General features: G+C 72.3%; 10 protein-coding genes. 4 read left to right on the forward strand and 6 right to left on the reverse strand.

Annotated features, from left to right (window positions below; genetic code table 11):
• Positions 1-64: 64 nt before the first annotated feature.
• The gene (locus tag D7X96_RS00905) at positions 65-985 is read left to right on the forward strand and encodes a metallophosphoesterase family protein (RefSeq protein ID WP_121768749.1); all 921 of its coding nucleotides are present in this window, start codon (positions 65-67) and stop codon (positions 983-985) included.
• Here D7X96_RS00905 and D7X96_RS00910 read toward each other — a convergent pair.
• The 6 genes from D7X96_RS00910 to D7X96_RS00935 all read right to left on the reverse strand — a co-directional run bounded on the left by D7X96_RS00910 (position 975) and on the right by D7X96_RS00935 (position 9008).
• The gene (locus D7X96_RS00910; protein ID WP_208647250.1) at positions 975-2090 is read right to left on the reverse strand and encodes a hybrid sensor histidine kinase/response regulator; all 1116 of its coding nucleotides are present in this window, start codon (positions 2088-2090) and stop codon (positions 975-977) included. The genes D7X96_RS00905 and D7X96_RS00910 overlap by 11 nt on opposite strands.
• Before the next feature lie 31 nt (positions 2091-2121).
• Positions 2122-2742: a chemotaxis protein CheB gene (locus D7X96_RS00915; protein ID WP_121768750.1), complete on the reverse strand. Its 621-nt coding sequence runs from the start codon at positions 2740-2742 to the stop codon at positions 2122-2124.
• 14 nt (positions 2743-2756) lie between these two features.
• On the reverse strand, positions 2757-3584 hold the full coding sequence (locus tag D7X96_RS00920; protein WP_120550918.1) for a CheR family methyltransferase: 828 nt from the start codon (positions 3582-3584) through the stop codon (positions 2757-2759).
• A gap of 9 nt (positions 3585-3593) precedes the next feature.
• On the reverse strand, positions 3594-6974 hold the full coding sequence (locus D7X96_RS00925) for a response regulator (RefSeq protein WP_121768791.1): 3381 nt from the start codon (positions 6972-6974) through the stop codon (positions 3594-3596).
• Positions 6975-7146: 172 nt separating this feature from the next.
• Entirely contained in the window at positions 7147-8040 is an 894-nt protein-coding gene (locus D7X96_RS00930; protein ID WP_120546817.1) for a phosphatase PAP2 family protein, read from the reverse strand.
• 59 nt (positions 8041-8099) lie between these two features.
• On the reverse strand, positions 8100-9008 hold the full coding sequence (locus D7X96_RS00935; protein ID WP_158616141.1) for a LysR family transcriptional regulator: 909 nt from the start codon (positions 9006-9008) through the stop codon (positions 8100-8102).
• A 117-nt stretch (positions 9009-9125) separates the two neighbouring features.
• Between D7X96_RS00935 and D7X96_RS00940 the strand changes: the two genes are divergently transcribed.
• From D7X96_RS00940 to D7X96_RS00950, 3 genes are all read left to right on the forward strand, one after another.
• Positions 9126-10064, forward strand: a complete 939-nt coding sequence (locus D7X96_RS00940; RefSeq protein ID WP_158626529.1) for an alpha/beta fold hydrolase — start codon at positions 9126-9128, stop codon at positions 10062-10064.
• Positions 10065-10353: 289 nt separating this feature from the next.
• Positions 10354-13599: a PD-(D/E)XK nuclease family protein gene (locus D7X96_RS00945; protein WP_120546805.1), complete on the forward strand. Its 3246-nt coding sequence runs from the start codon at positions 10354-10356 to the stop codon at positions 13597-13599.
• A complete protein-coding gene (locus D7X96_RS00950) occupies positions 13596-17255 on the forward strand; it encodes a UvrD-helicase domain-containing protein (protein WP_121768751.1) in 3660 nt (1219 codons plus the stop codon). The genes D7X96_RS00945 and D7X96_RS00950 overlap by 4 nt, the downstream gene beginning before the upstream one ends.
• The last annotated feature ends 8 nt before the right edge of the window (positions 17256-17263 follow it).

Genomic DNA, 17263 nt, shown 5'->3' on the forward strand with positions numbered 1-17263 from the left:
TCACCGGAAAGTGCCGGTGGCGGATGACTCGACAGGACGGGGCGGGAGCCCTTGAGTGAAGGGCATGCCGCAGGACTCCCTCCTCGTCGCCGCGCTGGGTGACATCCATGGACGCTTCCACCGCGTGGAGGCGTGGCTGGACGCGCTGGAAGAGGCACGTGGCCGCCCGGTGGACTACGTGCTGGCCGTGGGCGACGTGGAGGCCTTCCGCCACGCGGACGACCACCGGCGCAAGGCCGCCAAGCGCTCCATGCCCGCCGAGTTCGCCGAGTACGCGGACGGCATCCGCCGCGTGAAGCGGCCGCTGTACTTCATTGGCGGCAACAACGAGGACTTCGAGGCGCTGCACGATTTGCCTGATGGAGGCGAGCTGGCCCCGGGCGTCCACTACCTGGGCCGCGCGGGGCTGCGCACCCTGGGGCCCCTGCGCGTGGCGTACCTGTCCGGCATCCACGCGCCGCGCTTCATCGACCAGCCGCTCAAGCGCCCCACGTCGCTGGATACGGCGAAGCAGGCGGGCTACTTCCGCACGCCGGAGGTGGAGCGGGTGGCCACGGAGCGCGACGTGGACCTGCTCCTGGTGCACGAGTGGCCCCGGGGCATCGTGCAGAAGGCCCGCGACGAGCGGCTGTCCCCCGAGCGCCCGCTGCCCTCGCCGTGGATTGGCAACCCGGTGACGCGCAAGCTGGTGGACACGGTGCACCCGAAGTGGGTGCTCTGCGGGCACTCGCACAAGCCCTTCGCGGTGGCGCTGGACTCGCACGGGCGCACGCTGTCGCGCGTGGCGTGCCTGGACCAGGCGGCGCGGCCGGACACCGCCGTCTTCTGGCTGGAGTTCGAGGGGCGCGAGGCCCAGCGCGCCGGCTGGGGCGTCTCCGGCGTGCCCACCTGGCAGGCCGGACAGCGCTGGGGGATGCACACCCTGCCGCCGGTGGATCCGGGCGGGCCGGGCAGCGTGCCCGCGGACAACGGCGCTACAGCTTGACGACCTCCACGCCCTTGCGCGGCAGCACCACGCGGAACTCCGTGTAGGGCCCGGTGCCGGAGAGCACCTCCACGCCGCCCTGATGCGCGTGGATGATCTGCTGGACGATGTAGAGCCCCAGGCCCAGGCCTTCTCCCCGGCCCCGGCGCTGCTGGCCGCCGCGGAACGGGTCGAAGAGGAAGGGCAAGAGGTGGGCCGGGATGACGCCCACGTTGGTGATGGTGAACCTCAGCGCGTCGTCGCGCGTGCCGTCCACGTGGATGCGCACCGGCTCCGCGGCGTCGCCGTACTGGAGCGCGTTGCCGATGAGGTTGGAGGCCACCTGCGCCAGCCGGTCCGCGTCCCAGTCCCCCACCAGGTCGCCGTCCTGCCGCACCTCGATGCGGTGGCGCGGCCAGGCCGTCTGGTGCTCCTGCACCATGCGCTGCACCAGCTGCCCGAAGTCCGTCTCCCCCCGGCGCAGGGGGATGCCTCCGGCCAGCCGCGCGCGCGCCAGGTCCAGCACGTCTTCAATCATCCGGCTCATGCGCTTGCCGGCGGCCATCATCCGCGAGGCCGTCTTCTTCACGGCCTCGTCCTCCGAGCGGCGCTGGAGCAGGTCCGCCGCGGTGAGCATGGCGGACAGGGGGTTTCTCAGGTCGTGCCCCAGCACGGCGGTGAACATCTCGTTGAGGCGCAGGGTCTCCGCGAGCGTGTCCAGCTGCTGCGCCAGCTGCTGCTTCTGGCGGTGCATCTGGAAGAAGACCTCCGCCTTGGCGCGCAGCGCGTGGGCCTCCAGCGGCTTGAAGAGGAAGTCCACCGCTCCGGCCTCGTAGCCCTTGAAGGTGCGCCACGGGTCGCCCGCGCCCGCGGTGACGAAGATGATGGGCACGTCGCGGGTGCGCTCGGAGCCGCGCATCAGCTCCGCCAGCTCGAAGCCGTCCATCTCCGGCATCTGCACGTCCACCAGCGCGAGCGCGAACTCGTGGAGCAGCAGCAGCTCCAGGGCCTCCGCGCCGGAGCGGGCGCAGTGCACCTCCACGTCGTCGCGCCGCAGCACGGCGGAGAGCGCCAGGAGGTTCTCCTCCAGGTCGTCGACGAGCAGGCACTTCACCCGGGAGGCCACGGGCTGGGGCTCCTTGCTGAGGATGGAAAGGTCAGATAGCACCGCCATCTCCCCATGCCCGCAGGACGGCGGGCATCTGTTCAAGAGGCAGCACGAAATCCACCTCGCCGGCCGCGAGCGCCGCCTGGGGCATGGTGGGCGCACGCGCGGTGGAAGGCTCCTGCACCAGCGTGACGCCTCCCCGGCGCTTCACTGCCTGGAGCCCCAGGGCCCCGTCCGCGTTGGCACCCGTCAGGATGACGCCACCCAGGCGCTTGCCATAGCCGGCCGCGGCGGACTCGAAGAGCACGTCGATGGCGGGGCGTGAGAAGTGGACGGGGGCGTCCGCGGACAGCGCGAGCGACGGCCCCCGCGCGTCCCGGTCCACGAGCAGGTGGTGGTTCGGGGGCGCGAAGTAGACCGTCCCAGGCTGGATGGGCTGCTTGTCGGCGGCCTCGTGCACCGGAAGCCGGCACCGGACGGAGAACACCTCCACCAGCAGGCTGGGGAGGTGGCGGGGCAGGTGCACGACGATGAGCAGCGCGGGCCGGAAGTCATGGGGCAGTGTGGGCAGCAGGTGCGTCAGGGCTTCCACGCCTCCCGCCGACGTGCCGAGGACGATGGCGTCGACGCGGCCAGCGGGCGGTGCGGAGGGGCGGTGTGGAGTGGGCATGGGCGGCGGGTCCTCTAGCGTTTCTGGTAGAGCCGGTCCTCGGGGACGACAGGGGTGAAGGACGCCTCGTGCGAGGAGAAGCGCAGCGACTCGCGCGCCCCCAGGCCCAGGAACCCCTTGTGACAGAGCGACTCCGCGAACAGGCCCAGCGCGCGCTCCTGCAGGTCGCGGTTGAAGTAGATGAGCACGTTGCGGCACGACAAGAGCTGCACCTCCGCGAAGACGCTGTCGGTGGCCAGGCTGTGGTCGGAGAAGACGATGTGGCTCTTGAGTGAGCGGTCGAACACCGCGCCGCCGTACGCGGCCGTGTAGTAGTCCGACAGCGACGTGCGCGCGCCGGACAGCTGGTGGTTCTGGGTGAAGGACGCGACGCGGTCCACCGCGTACACGCCCGCCTCCGCGCTCTGGAGCGCGGTGGGGTTGATGTCCGTGGCGTAGATGAGCGTGCGCTCCAGCAGACCCTCCTCCCGCAGGAGGATGGCCAGCGACCAGGCCTCCTCCCCGGTGCTGCACCCGGCCACCCACACCTTGAGCGACGGATAGGTGTGCAGGACGGGCACCACGTGCTCGCGCAGGCCGCGGAAGTAGGACGGGTCGCGGAACAGCTCGCTCACCTGCACCGTGAGGTAGTCCAGCAGTACGGGGAACAGCGTGGGCTCGTGCAGCACCCGGTCCTGGAGCTGGGACAGCGTGGCGCAGCCGAAGTGGTCCGCGGCCTGGGCCAGCCGGCGCGTGAGCGACGACAGCGCGTAGCCGCGGAAGTCGTAGTGGTACTTCAGATAGAGCGCCTCGAGCAGCAGCCGCAGCTCGATGTCGAACTCCTTCGTCGCCACGTCGAGCATCGGAAGGCCTCACCCCTTGGGCATCCAGACGCGCAGGAGCGACAGCAGCTTCTCCACGTCCAGCGGTTTGGCGATGTAGTCGTTGGCGCCGGCCTGGAGGCACTTCTCCTGGTCGTCGCGCATGGCCTTCGCGGTGAGCGCGATGATGGGCAGCTTGCGCAGTGCCTCGTGCTTGCGGATCTCGCGCGTGGCGGTGAGGCCGTCCATCTCCGGCATCATCACGTCCATCAGCACCAGGTCCACGGCGAGCTGGGGCTGGGCCAGGCTCTTCGTCAGCAGGGCCAGGGCCTCCTTGCCGTTGCGGGCGATTTCGACCTTCGCGCCCCGGGGCTCCAGCACGCGGGAGAGCGCGAAGATGTTCCGCACGTCGTCCTCCACCACGAGGATGCGGCGGCCCTCCAGCGTGGACTCGCGGTCGCGCGCGGCCTGGAGCATGCGCTGGTGCTCCGGCGGCAGGCGCGACTCCACCTGGTGCAGGAACAGCGTCACCTCATCCAGCAGCCGCTCCGGTGAGCGCACGCCCTTGATGATGATGGAGCGGGAGAAGCGGCGCAGGCGCTGCTCCTCGTCGCGGCTGAGCGTGTGGCCCGTGTAGACGATGACGGGCGGGAAGGACACGGCCTCCTCGGCGGCCATCCTCTCCAGCAGCTCGTGGCCGCTGAGGTCCGGCAGGTGCAGGTCCATCACCATGCAGTCGAACGTGTGCTCGCGCAGCCGCTGGAGCGCGGCGTGCGCGGTGGCCACGCACTCCACCTCCACGCCTTCGGTCTCCAGCAGCTTCTGGAGGCTGTCGCGCTGGCGGGCGTCGTCCTCCAGCACCAGCACCCGGCGGGAGCCCGGCGCGGACTTCGTCTCCAGCGTGCGGAAGACGTCCAGCAGCTGTTCGCGCTGCACGGGCTTGAGCGCGACGCCCACCGCGCCCAATTCCAGCGCCTCCCGCGTCCGGTCCGACGCGGACAGCACGTGCACGGGGATGTGGCGCGTGCGCGGGTTGCGCTTGAGCTGATCCAGCACCGTGAGGCCGGAGTGGTCCGGCAGGTTCATGTCCAGGAGGATGGCGTGCGGCGCGTGGCCGGCCGCGGCCTCCAGGCCATCCGTGGCGGTGGTGGCGAGGATGCACTGGAAGCCCAGCTCCCGCGCCAGGTCGCGCAGGATGAGGGCGAAGCGCGCGTCGTCCTCCACCACCAGCAGCACGCGCGAGCCGGCGGTGATGCGCTCGCGGTCGTCCTCCAGGCCGGGCGGCGGGGCGGGGACGGGGGCCTTTTCGCGGACCGCCGGCACCGGCGTCCCGGGGCGCAGGGGGAGGGTGACGGTGAAGGTGCTGCCCTCGCCCGGCGCGCTGCTGACGGTGACGTCGCCGCCCATCAGCCGCGCCAGGTCCCGGGAGATGGACAGGCCCAGGCCGGTGCCGCCGTACTTGCGGTGGGTGCTGCCGTCGGCCTGGCGGAAGGCCTCGAAGATGGGCCCCTGCAGCTCGCTCGGGATGCCGATGCCGGAGTCGCGCACGCGGAACACCAGGCGCCCCGGGCCTTCCGTGGCGACGGTGAGCGCCACCTCGCCGGCTTCCGTGAACTTGAACGCGTTGGCGAGCAGGTTCTTGAGCACCTGTCCCAGCCGCCGGGGATCCGTCTCCAGCGTCAAGGGCACGTCCGGCGCGACGGTGGTGGTGAAGCGCAGGCCCTTCTGTCCGGCCACGGGCTGGAAGGTGCGCGTCAGGTTCTCCACGAAGCGCGGGAGGCTCACGGTCTCCCGCTGCACCTCCACCTTGCCCGCTTCGATGCGCGACAGGTCCAGGATGTCGTTGATGAGGGCGAGCAGCTCATTGCCCGCGGACCCGATGGTCTGCGCGAACTTCACCTGCTCCGGGGTGAGGTTGCCGTCCTTGTTGTCCGCCAGCAGCTTCGCGAGGATGAGCGAGCTGTTGAGCGGCGTGCGCAGCTCGTGGCTCATGTTGGCCAGGAACTCGCTCTTGTAGCGGTTGGTGCGCTCCAGCTCCGCGGCCTTGTCCGTGAGGGTGACCTTGGCCACGGCCAGCGCGTCGCGCTGGTTCTCCAGGAGGCGCGCCTGCTGCTCCAGCTGGGCGTTGGTCTGCTCCAGCTCCGCCTGCTGGTTCAAGAGCCGCGCCTGGGACTCCTTGAGGACGCGGCTCTGCTCCTCAACCTCCTCGTTGGAGGCGCGCAGCTCCTCCTGCTGGCGCTGGGTCTCCTCCAGCAGCGCTTCCAGGCGGGTGCGGTCGAGCGAGCCGCGCACCGCGACGCCAATGGCCTCGGACACGCGCTGGAGCAGCTCCAGGTCCGAAGGCTGCACCGGGTGCAGGAAGCCCAGCTCCACCACCGCGTGGGCCTGGCCGTCCACCTGGGCGGGCGCGATGAGCAGGTGCCGGGGGCGGCCGCGTGCCAGGCCGGACGCGATGGGCAGGTAATCTTCGGGCACGTCGCGCAGGTGGAGGACGCGGCCGTCCTTGAGGGCCTGTCCGGCCAGTCCTTCGCCGGGGACCAGCGTGTCGTCGCGCGTGGCCAGGTCCTTGGGCAGCGCATGGCCCGCGACGCGGCGGAGGCGGTTCGTCCCGTCCGCGGCGTAGAGCGCCCCCACCTGGGCGTCCATCGTCTGGGCGAGCACGCGCAGGATGTTGTCGCCCAGCCGGTCCAGGCGCTGCTCGCCCTGCATGCGCGTGGCGAGCGCGGCCTGTCCGGCCTGGAGCCACGACTCGATGGCGCGGGCGCGGAAGTCGCGCGCGGCGGTGTACGCGGCGATGCCCAGGAGCGCGAAGAGCAGGAGGGATCCGCTCAGGGTGACGGCGAGGGACAGGTTGGCGGACTCCTGGAACTGCCCGTAGCGCAGGGTGAGCAGCCTGCGCTCCTCCAGCTCCATCTCCTCCACGGCGGCGCGGATGGTGCTCATGGAGGCGAAGCCGCGGTCCTCCTTCACCACGGCGATGGCGTGCCGGCTGTCGCCCCGCAGCTGCAGGTCCACGGTCTCCTGCAGCTCCGCCAGCTTCTCCGTGACGGCGGCCTCCAGCCGGTCCAGCCGCTGCTGCTGCACGGCGCTGTCGGAGACGAGCCCGCGAAGCTCCTTCAGCTTCGCCGGCAGCGTCTTCTTCGCGAGGGTGTAGGGGCTGAGGTAGCTCTCCGCGCCCGTGAGCAGGAAGCCGCGCTGGCCCGTCTCCGCGTCCTTCACGGTGGACAGCACCTCCTCCAGTTCCGCCACGACGGTGAGCGTGTGCGTCACCAGCTCGCCCGTGGACGCGCGCGTCTTGAGGGTGCGGTAGGAGAGCAGCGCGATGGCGAGCACCGCCAGCGCCGCCAGGGTGAAGCCCGTGAACGTGGAGGGGGGCAGCGCGGGCCCGAAGCGCTCGACGCGCGGGGCGTCCTTCCCGTGAGGCGCGCTCACGGGCACCTCCAGGGGGCGCACGGAAGGTAGACCATCAAGGTGGAGCGCACGGAAGGACCCGTCCGACGAAGATGAACGGAGGGACTACCATGTCATCCGGGTGCGTCCGGGAGCCCGGCGCGACGAAGTGTCGGCTTGTGCGCGCCGGGCGGTGGCGCCTGGCTGCTTGTGGCTAGAAGGCGCCGGACAGGCCCACCATCTGGGTCCCGACCATCGGGTTGAGTGACACCGAGGACGGCCGCGCGGGGGAGGGGGCTTCGTCGTCCACGCGGCTGTGCAGGAGCAGGGGCACGGCGACGCCGAACGCGGCGCCCATCACGGCGCCGGTGAGCACGTCGGAGAGGTAGTGCTTGTCCGCGCCCATGCGCAGGAGGCCCACGGACGCGGCGAGCGGCAGGCCCACGCCCCAGATGACGGCCTGGTGCTTGTAGCCGCGCAACGAGGCCACGGTGCCGGCGGACACGGCCAGGGAGAAGGCCAGGTTGGTGTGGCCGCTGTAGAACGACAGGTTGTTGTCAGTGGGGTGCGCGGTGAGGCCCTTCTCCTCTTCCGGGAGGACGTGGACGAAGGGGCGCTCGCGGCCCACGGCGAACTTCACGGCCTGGTTGGCCACGGAGGCGAGCACGGCGCTCTGCACCATGATGGCGGCGTCCTGGGCGAAGAACTCCGTGGAGGCACCGCTGCTGCGGCCCACGGCGTACTGGGTGCCCAGGATGCCCAGCGGCACCCCCGCGAACCCGAGGATGTTGCTCCAGGTGTCCGCGCGCTTGCGGGAGGCCTCCGTGCTGCCCGCGAGGCCCCGCCCCCAGCGATCCAACCGGTTGAGCCGGTCCGTGCCGTCCGGCGCGCGGTCGCACCAGCGGCACTGCGCCGGGGCCAGGTTGTCCTTGAAGACGGACTCGCTGGAGATCCACAGCACGCCCGCGGTGCCGGTGATGATGCCGTCGCGGGTCCAGTTGAAGCGCAGCGCGCGCGGCGCATCGGAGGGCTCCTGCGCGGCGGCGGGAGACAGCGGCGCCAGCAGCAGCAGGCAGAAGGTGGCCAGGGTCCGGTAGGAGGCAAGCATGGGGCGGCGGAGCATAAAGGCGCTCCGCCCCTTTCCCACAATCCCGGTTGCGTGGGTTTTCAGCGCGCCCCGGCCTCGTCCTCCTCGACGAGCCGCGCCAGGAAGTCGCCCAGGGCCTTCACCTTGGGCGGGGTGCGCCGGGCCTGGGGCCAGACGAGCCAGAGCGCGCCACGCTCCAGGGAGTGTTCGCGCAGGAAGGGGCGCAGCGTGCCGGCCTCCAGCTCCGGGCGGATCATCAGCTCCACGAACTGGGCGATGCCGAAGCCCGCCCGGGCCGCGTGGGTGACGGCCTCGCTGTTGTTGAAGACGAAGGTCTCCGGGATGCGCGGGGCGGGGGCGCCCGGGGGCTGGCGCAGGGCCCAGGACTCCACGCGGCCGGTGGACACGAAGCGGTAGCGGATGCAGTCGTGCTCCTGGAGCGCGTCGAGCGAGCGCGGCGTGCCATGCGCCTGGAGGTACGCGGGCGACGCGCAGAGGATGAAGCGCTTGGGGCCCAGGCGGCGGCGCATGAGGCGCGAGCCGGTGAGCTCCCCGCAGCGCACGGCCGCGTCCAGTCCGTCCCCCACGATGTCGGCCACGTGGTCGTTGACGTCCAGGTCCAGCTCCAGGTGCGGGTACTCGCGGCGGAAGCGCTGGAGGTTGGGGATGATGAGGCGCAGCGCGAGCATCTCCGGGACGGAGACGCGCACGCGGCCCCTGGGAGTGCGAACGGCGTGGGCGAGCTCCGACTCCGCGTCGCGAAGTTCGGTGAGGGCGCGCACGCAGCGCTCGTGGAAGCGGGCGCCCTGTTCGGTGAGGTGCATGCGCCGCGTGGTGCGCTGGAAGAGGCGGGTGCCCAGGCGCTCCTCCAGGCGGGCCACGCTCTTGCTCGCGGCGGAAGGCGTGATGCCCAGCGCGCGGGCGGCGGAGGCGAAGCTCCCGGTCTCCGCGACGCGGGCGAAGACGCCGATGGCGGACAGGCTCTCCATGCGTTCCTCCGGGGCTTGATGATTCCGGACGCGGGTGTCCGGAGTGAAATGGCAGACAGCGTCATTTCGCGCACGCCTTTTCCACCGCATGAATGCTGGGGAAAGGAAACACGCGCCATGTCCACGCCTCTGAAGCCCACGAACAGGTCATCCCCCATTCCCCGCCGCGACATGCTGGGAGCGGGAGCCGCGCTGATGCTCGCCGGTTGCGCGACCGCGTCCGGCACGGGAACGCGCGAGGCTGTGACGGGGAGCCCGGTGGCCTTCACCCAGCATCGGTTCACCTCCGCGGACGGCACGTCGCTGTCGTACTTCCGGCAAGGACAGGGGCCCGCGCTCGTGTGGGTCCACGGCACGCTCAGCACGTGGGACGACTGGCGGGACGTGGCGTCACGGCTGTCTCCGCGCTTCACGAACTTCGTGCTGGAGCGGCGCGGGCGAGGAGCCAGCGCGGATGGAGCGGCGTACGCGCTGGAGCGCGAGGTGGAGGACGTGCTCGCGTTGATGGAGGAGGCCGGGCCTGGCGCCTCGCTGTTCGGCCATTCGCTGGGCGGAATCCTCGCGCTGGAGGCAGCGGTGCGGAGGCCTCCGGCGCGGCTGGTGCTCTACGAGCCGCCGTTTCCCATCTCCCAGCGCATCACGCGCGAGGCCGTGGAACGGGTCCGGACGACCTGGAAGCGCGAGGGACCGGACGCGGCGCTCGTGGCCGCGCAGCACCACATCTTCCGGATGCTCACGGCGGAGCAACTCGAAGCCTTCCGGCAGACGCCCCAGTGGGCGAAGCAGCTCGGCATGATGGAGACCTTCCTGCGGGAAATCAGCGCGGTGGCGGAGCTCCCGATGGGAGTGGAGCGCTTCCGCGCGGTGGACACCGCCACCCGGGTGGTCCTGGGAGACCAGAGTCCGCGGGTGCTCCTGGCGGAACCCGCCCAAGCCCTGACCCGGGTCCTCCCGCGAGCAACCCTCCGGGGGTTGCCAGGACAAGGCCACGTGGCCCACGTCTCCGCCCCCGCGCGGCTCGCCCAAGAAGTGGAGGACTTCCTCACCGCGAGCTGACCCACGGACCGAGCCCGACCCTGTGGCTGCCCTGGCCAGCAACGCGTCAGACAGGTTGCCGAGGCGCCTGACGCAGGATTCCAGAACCTGTCCGACTGTCGGACAGGTTTTCAGACCCCGGGCGCCCCCGGGCTGACCGGTGCTGTCCCGGGTCGGGCGGAAGCCTTGTGTCCTCGGACTTCCCGGGTTCCGAGGGCAGCAGGCGGGCGGACGACGGGCCAGGGTGTGGGAATGGGCACAAAGGAGCATGAAAACGGCGCCCCTGGCCGTTCTAGAGTCCTCGCCCCGCATGTCCCGCCCTGGCCGCACACTTCACGTCTTCCCCGATGCCGCGCGCCGCCAGGCTGCCCTGCGGGCGGAGCGGCGTGCGCGGGGCATCAGCGTGGGGACCCACCTGCTCACGTGGGGCGACTTCGTCCACGCGCTGGGTGGCGCGCGCGAGCTCAACCGCCGGCCCTGTCCCGCCATGACGGCCCGCGCCGTGGTGTCAGGCCTGGGCGCTACCCTGGGCCCCACCCCGTTCGGCGACTACGTGCGCGAGCCCGCCTTCGCCCGCGCCGCCGCGGATGTCCTGCTGGACCTGAAGGCCGGCCGCCTCACCCCGCGCGAGCTCCAGGACGCCGCGGAGGTGCTGCCGCCCGAGCGCCGCACTCGCGCGCGTGTCCTCGCCCGGCTCTATCACCTGTACGAACAGCGCCTCGCGGAGCTGGGGCTCGCGGACCGCGAGGACGTACTCCGGGGCGCGCGCGAGGCGCTGGACCGGGGCGCGTGGCCCTCGGGCTGGGACGGCGTGACGGCGCTGGTGCTCCATGGCGTCTACGACGTGCGCCCGTCCAAGCTGGAGCTGCTGATGGGGCTCGCCGCCGCGTGCGAGGCCCGGCGCGTGTCGCTGCGCGTGGAGACGCCCGTGGGCGGCTCGCCCGTGGCGGACGCGGCGCTCGCGGCGCTGTTCCGCGCCTTCGAGAACCGGGGCGAGACCATGCCCCACGTGGACCTCTTCAAGGCCGACGTCACCTTCGAGGGCCGCCCCTTCACGGACCTGGGCCGCCACCTGTTCTCACCCCGCGCCGCGCGCGACGTGCTGAAGGGCGCGGTGGACGGGCTGTCCGTGTGGAACGCCACGAACGCGCGCGAGGAGGCCCGCGTGGTGGCCCGCGACGTGCGCCGCCTCATCGACGCGGGCAGCGCGCCGGGCGACATCGCCATCGCGTACCGGGACCTGGGCCCGGAGGCGGGCTGGCTCGCGGAGGCGCTGGGCGACCTGGGCGTGCCGGTGCGCCTGCCCTGGGGTGAACCGCTCGCGCTCGCGGGGCCGGTGCGGCTGGCCCTGGAGCTGCCGGTGCTGATGGAGGACGGCTTCCCCGCCGAGCGCGTCGCGGAGCTCGTCTCCAGCCGCTACGTGCCCTCGCTGTCGCGCGGAGGGCCGGACGCGCCCGCGACCCTCTTCGCGCTCGCCGCCGCGCGCGACGATCGCCTGGGCGCCACGCGAGGCAAGGGCGCCTACGACGTGCGCCTGGACGGGCTCGCGCGCCGGATGGCCGCGCAGGGCGGCAAGCGCAAGGAGGACGCGGTCAAGGTGATGGCCGTGCGCGCCCTGCGAGACCGCGTGATGCGGCTCATCGCCGAATGCCGCGACATCCCCCAGGAAGCCCCCGCCGCGGAGTCCGTGGCCGCGTGGTGGAAGGTCGTGGAGCGGCTGGGCCTCCTGGACTCCGCGGGGCCCCTGGAGGCTCACGAAGCCGGAGACCTGGGCGCGCGCATCGAGGACGCCAGGGCCCGCGACGACGCGGCGCTCGCGGCGTTCCGTCAGCGGATGGAAGCGCTGCTGCGCTCACTGCACGCCGTGGGCGGAGGCCCGCGCATCACCCGGCGCGTGCTGGGCCGCTGGCTGGCGGACGCGCTGCGCGACGTGCACCTGCCCGCGCGAGGCCCCTCCACGGGCGCGGTGGAGGTGTTGGAGCTGGCCGAAGTGCCGGGACGCACCTTCCGCCACCTCTTCGTCGCCGGGCTCACGGAGGGCCGCCTGCCCGGAAGGGATCCGCCGTCGCCGCTGCTCGGAGACGCGGAGCGCGTGGCGCTCAACCAGCACCTGACCCGCGACGTGTTCCGCCTCACCGGCGGCGAGTTCGACGACCGCGCACCCTGGCGCCTCACGGAGGACCGGCTGCTCTTCGCCAGCGCGCTCGCGGCGGCGGAGGGCACGTTGAGCCTGTCGTTCGCGGTGAAGGCCGCGGGCGGGCAGGAGCAGGTGCCGTCCGCGTTCCTGGAAGAGGTGCGCCGGCTCACCGGCCACAAGTGGTCCACGCGCGCGCTGCCTCCGGTGCTGCCGCTGGACGAAGTGCTCACGCTCCCGGAGCTGCGGCGCACCGTGGCCCTGGAGGCGCTGGCGGGCCTGACGTTCCCCTCCCTGCGCGTCACGGAGCCGGACCCCGCGGGCCAGGTGCTCAAGGAGCGCTTCGGCACGGACGACTGGTTCCGCAGCGCGCGCGAGCTGGCCCACATGGAGGCCGCGCGCCTGCGCTTCTTCGGCCGCGAGGACGAGCTGCCCGGCGAGTTCACCGGCGGCGTGCAGGGCCCCCTGCTGGAGCAGAAGCTGCGCGAGACGTTCCACTTCGGCCTGGAGCGCCCGCTGTCCGCCAGCGCCCTGTCGAAGTTCGGCAACTGCGGCTTCCAGGGCTTCATCGCCTACGGCCTGAAGGTCGCCGAACCCGTGGTGGCCAACGAGGAGTTCGACGCCCGGGGCCGGGGCACCTTCTGGCACCGCGTGATGGAGGAGGTGTTCCAGGCGCTCAAGGAGAAGAAGCTCCTGGGCCAGGCGCCGGAGGACATCCCGGAAGAGGTGCTGGAGAAGGCGGTCAAGAAGGCCAGCCGGCACTTCGCGGAGCTGTACCACGTGGGCCACCACGAGCTGTGGAAGCTCGCCGGAGAGAAGGCCCAGGCCATGGCCCGGCGCATCCTCGCGGATCCGAAGCGCGGCCTGCCGTTTGATCCACTGGTCCCCGAAGGCTTCGAGCTGCGCTTCGGCCCGGCGGCCGACGACAAGCGCTGGAGCGACGTGAAGCTGATGGTCGCCGAGGACGCCATCGTCTTCGAGGGTCAAATCGACCGGCTGGACACGGCCAGCGGGGAGGTGGGCGTCATCGACTACAAGACGGGCCGCCTGGACAAGCGCACGCTGAAGGAGAACCTGCTGCGCTCGGACTTCCAGCTCCCGCTGTACCTCTACGCCGCGCGCGTCGCGGGCCACGTGGGCGCGAAGAACGCGGCGTGGTTCTCGCTGCGCACGGGCGACGCCATCCACCTGTCCTCGGTGATGCCGCCCGCGGAGCTGGAGGACCTGCTGTCCACCGACCCGGAGGTGCGCCAGCGCGTGGCGGACGCCGCGGGCCTCAACCTGCCCAACGCGGTGGAGTCGCTGGTGCGCCAGCTGCGCAAGGGCGACTTCCCGGCGCGGCCCAATGACTGCGGCAAGTGCGGCTACCGCGCGGTGTGCCGCATCACCGAGCGCCGCATCTCGGACGAGGGGAGCGGATGAGCGACACCGCGCCCCACATGCTCGCGCTGGAGAAGAACCTGGCCCTGATGGCCGGCGCCGGCGCGGGCAAGACGTACAGCCTGGTGACCATGACGCTGCACCTGTTCGCGGGAGCGCGGCAGGCGGAGCCGCTGCGTCCCTCCCGGCTGTGCATGCTCACGTTCACGGACAAGGCCGCCGCCGAAATGCGCAAGCGCGTCCGCGAGCGCCTGGACGCGCTGGCCCAGGGGGACGTTCCGCAAGACGCGGAGAAGGACCTGCGCGCGTCGCTCGCGAGGCTGGAGCGCCCGTTCCCCACGCAGGACCAGTGGCGCAAGGTGCGCGAGGAGCTGGGCGCCGCGACGGTGGGCACGTTCCACTCGCTCTGCGGACAGCTGCTGCGCCGGGCGCCGCCCGCGGTGGGCATCGACCCTGCCTTCGAGGTGTTGGACGAGCTGGAGGCCGCGGGCCTGCTGGAGGACGTCACCGAACGCGTCGTCCTGGACGCGCTGGAGGGCGGCGACGCGCGCGTGCGTGAGCTGTGCGCGGAGCTGGGCTTCTCGGGCTCCGGCTTCTCCGACGGGCTCGTGGCCGCGCTGATGGACGTCCACGGCACGCTGCGGGAGGAGGGCCTCAAGGCCGCCACCGCGCGCGTGGGCGACGGCGTGGCGGACAAGGCGCAGCTCGAAGCCCTCATCGAGGATTGCCGCCGCCTGTGCCTGGAGGCCCGAGCCCAGGACACCAAGGGCGAGTGGAGCACGCTGCTGTCCGCGTGCGAGGCCCCGCTGAAGGGCATGACGCCGGACACGTTCATGCAGCCGGCCCACTTCCCGACGCTGCGCAACGTGCTGCTGTCGGAGCCGCGCAACCTGGCCAACCTGCGCAAGGGCGCGGGCGCGTGCCTCAAGGAACTGCTCTGGAAGGTGAAGGGCAAGAGCGACGGCTCCGTGCGGCGGCTGGAGGATGCCTATGCCGCGTGGCGCACGGCGCCCTTCGAGGCGACCTTCCGCGACCTGCTCACCCAGGTGGAGGAGCGGCACGACGCGGAGCTGGCCCGGCGCAACGTGTTCGACTTCACCTCGCTGCTGGTGAAGGCGCGCGACCTGCTGCGCGACCATCCGGAGTTCCGTCAGCAGACGCAGGAGCGGCTGGGCGCGCTGCTGGTGGACGAGTTCCAGGACACCAACCGGCTGCAGCTGGAGCTGGTGCTGCTCCTGGCGGAGAAGCGCGAAGGCGGCCCGCGCGAGCTGGCGCCGGGCGCGGACCTGGTGGCCTCGCTGCCCCTGGAGCCCGCGTTCCTGTGCGCGGTGGGTGACCGCAAGCAGTCCATCTACGAGTTCCGTGGCGCGGACGTGTCCGTGTTCAAGGTCCTGGCGGACAAGATCGAAGACGAAGGAGGCATGCGCGGCTTCCTCCAGAACAACTACCGCTCGCTGCCGGGCGTCCTGACCTTCTTCAACCGCGCGTTCGCCGGACTGCTCGTGGCGAAGGAGGAGACGCCGCGCCCCTTCGAGGTCGTCTACGAGCCGAAGACAGACGACCTGTCGCCCACGCGCCCGAACCTGGCGGACGGGCCCGTGGTGGAGCGGTTGACCCTGCCGGAGGCCGACACCGCACCGGAGCTGCGCGAATACGAAGCGGACGCGGTGGCCCGCAGGCTGCGGGTGATGCTCGCGCCCGGCGCTCCGCCCGCGGTGATGGCGGAGGACAAGAAGGGCCTGCGTCCCGCGCGCGGCGGCGACGTGGCCATGCTCTTCCGGACCTTCACGCACCTGGAGGAGTACCGGCAGGCGTTGATCCGCCACGGCGTGCCGCACCGGGTGCTGCGAGGCCGCGGCTTCTACGGAGCGCAGGAGGTGCGCGACCTCGCCTCGTTGCTGGCGCTGCTCGCGGACGCGGACGACGCGCTGGCGTTCGCCGCGGTGCTGCGCTCGCCCCTGGTAGGCCTGTCGGACGCATCGCTGTTCCGGCTCGCGGGGGACCTGCCGCTGTCGCTCGGCTCACCCCGGCTGGTGGACGAAGAGGTCCGCGCCGCCATGTCCGCGCGCGAGCGGTCCCGGCTGACGCGCTTCCTGGAACTCATCCCCGTGCTGCGGCGCGAGCGGGATCGGCTGGGCGTGCATGCCCTCTTGCAGTCCGCGCTGGACGCGACGGGCTACCGTGAAGCGCTGGCGGGCTCGCCCTACGCGGAGCAGGCGAGCGCCAACGTGGAGAAGCTGCTGTCGCTCGCGGCGCGCAGGGACGAGCGCGGCACGGGAGGCTGCGTGGCCTTCGCGCGCGAGCTGCGCCAGCTGGCGGACTCCGACCCCAACGAGGCCCAGGCGGACCTGCTGGACGAAGGCGACCCGCGCGCCGTGCAGCTGCTCACCATCCACCGCGCCAAGGGCCTGGAGTGGCCCGTGGTCATCGTGCCCGGGATGGGCGGCCGCCGTCGCACCACGTCCGCGCGCGCGTACTTCGAGCGCTCCTTCGGCCTGGCCCTGCGGCCATGGATGCCGGACTCGCTGGACACCTTCACCTCCGAGCGCTTCGAGGCCGTGCGCGCCGAGCTGAAGGCCCGCGAGGACGCCGAATACCTGCGCCTGCTCTACGTGGCCCTCACGCGCGCCAAGGACCTGCTCGTGCTGTCGGGCGGCGAGGAGAAGCGCGCGGGCACCGACACGTGGTGGCACCGCATGGACCGGCGGCTGGACGTGGATCCGGACCTGCGGGCGCTCGCCCTCGACGTGGACGTGGAGCAGCTGCCGCCGCCCGCGGATCCGGAGCCGCCCTCGGAGGAGCAGCTGGAGCAGGCGCGGATCCGCCTGGAGTCCGCGCTGGAGCGGATGTCCGACGCGGCGCCCGCGGCCCTCTTCACCGACGCACCGGTGATGGCCTCCGTGCGCGCGCTCCAGGACTTCCTCACCTGCCCGCGCCGCTACCACCAGCGCCACCGGCTGGGGCTCGCCGCCGGATCCGAGCCATGGGAGTCCCCCTCGCACGCCGCACCGCTCTTCGTCGAGCCCGACGGCTGGCTGCCCGTGGAGCGTCCGGACCAGCTCGTCACGCGGCTGTTGCGCGAGGTGGACCTGTCGCTCGCCGGGCCGGACGCGGAGGCCTCCGAGCGGCGCGCGCACCTGGAGAACCTGCTGCGCGGCGCGGGCCGGGATCCGGAGGAGGACGAGCTGGGAGCCGTGCTCACCACCGTGGAGCGCTTCCTGGGCACGACGTTCGCCCGCCAGCTCGCGGCGGCGCCCGCGTCCTCCATCCACCGGGGCCTGGACTACGTCCTGGACCTGGATGACGCAGCCAGCGTGGAGGGCGCGGTGGATCTGCTCTGGGAGTCACCGGACGGAGAGGCCGTGGCGGTGCTCCTGCGCCCGGGCGCCCGCCATCCCCTGGGCCCGGCCGCGTGTGTCCACGAGCTGACGGCGCTGGCCCTGGCCTCGAAGCGGATGGTGCGCGACGGGGTGCCCGTGCGGGTGGGCGTGGCCTTCCTGGGGGATGCGTCCCCGGAGCCGGAATTCCTCCCGGCCGGAGCCTCCGACCCCGGGGCGGTGCGCCGGCTGGCCGAGGGCGTCCGGGCCCTGGCCCAGGCTGAAATCACGGGGGCATGGCAGGGGTGGGACAAGGCGGCCTGCCAGGCCCTTCACTGCGGCTTCGCGGAACACTGTCACCCGGCCCCTCCCGCGTGCTAAGCGGCGGG

Origin of the sequence: Corallococcus interemptor, assembly GCF_003668875.1 — a bacterium.
Lineage (GTDB): Bacteria > Myxococcota > Myxococcia > Myxococcales > Myxococcaceae > Corallococcus > Corallococcus interemptor.

Bases quoted from the DNA above. Each gene is read 5' to 3' on its own strand.
- D7X96_RS00905 (WP_121768749.1), top strand. From the start codon at position 65: ATGCCGCAGGACTCCCTCCTCGTCGCCGCGCTGGGTGACATCCATGGA.
- D7X96_RS00915 (WP_121768750.1), bottom strand. From the start codon at position 2,742: ATGCCCACTCCACACCGCCCCTCCGCACCGCCCGCTGGCCGCGTCGAC.
- D7X96_RS00920 (WP_120550918.1), bottom strand. From the start codon at position 3,584: ATGCTCGACGTGGCGACGAAGGAGTTCGACATCGAGCTGCGGCTGCTG.
- D7X96_RS00930 (WP_120546817.1), bottom strand. From the start codon at position 8,040: ATGCTTGCCTCCTACCGGACCCTGGCCACCTTCTGCCTGCTGCTGCTG.
- D7X96_RS00935 (WP_158616141.1), bottom strand. From the start codon at position 9,008: ATGGAGAGCCTGTCCGCCATCGGCGTCTTCGCCCGCGTCGCGGAGACC.
- D7X96_RS00940 (WP_158626529.1), top strand. From the start codon at position 9,126: ATGTCCACGCCTCTGAAGCCCACGAACAGGTCATCCCCCATTCCCCGC.
- D7X96_RS00945 (WP_120546805.1), top strand. From the start codon at position 10,354: ATGTCCCGCCCTGGCCGCACACTTCACGTCTTCCCCGATGCCGCGCGC.
- D7X96_RS00950 (WP_121768751.1), top strand. From the start codon at position 13,596: ATGAGCGACACCGCGCCCCACATGCTCGCGCTGGAGAAGAACCTGGCC.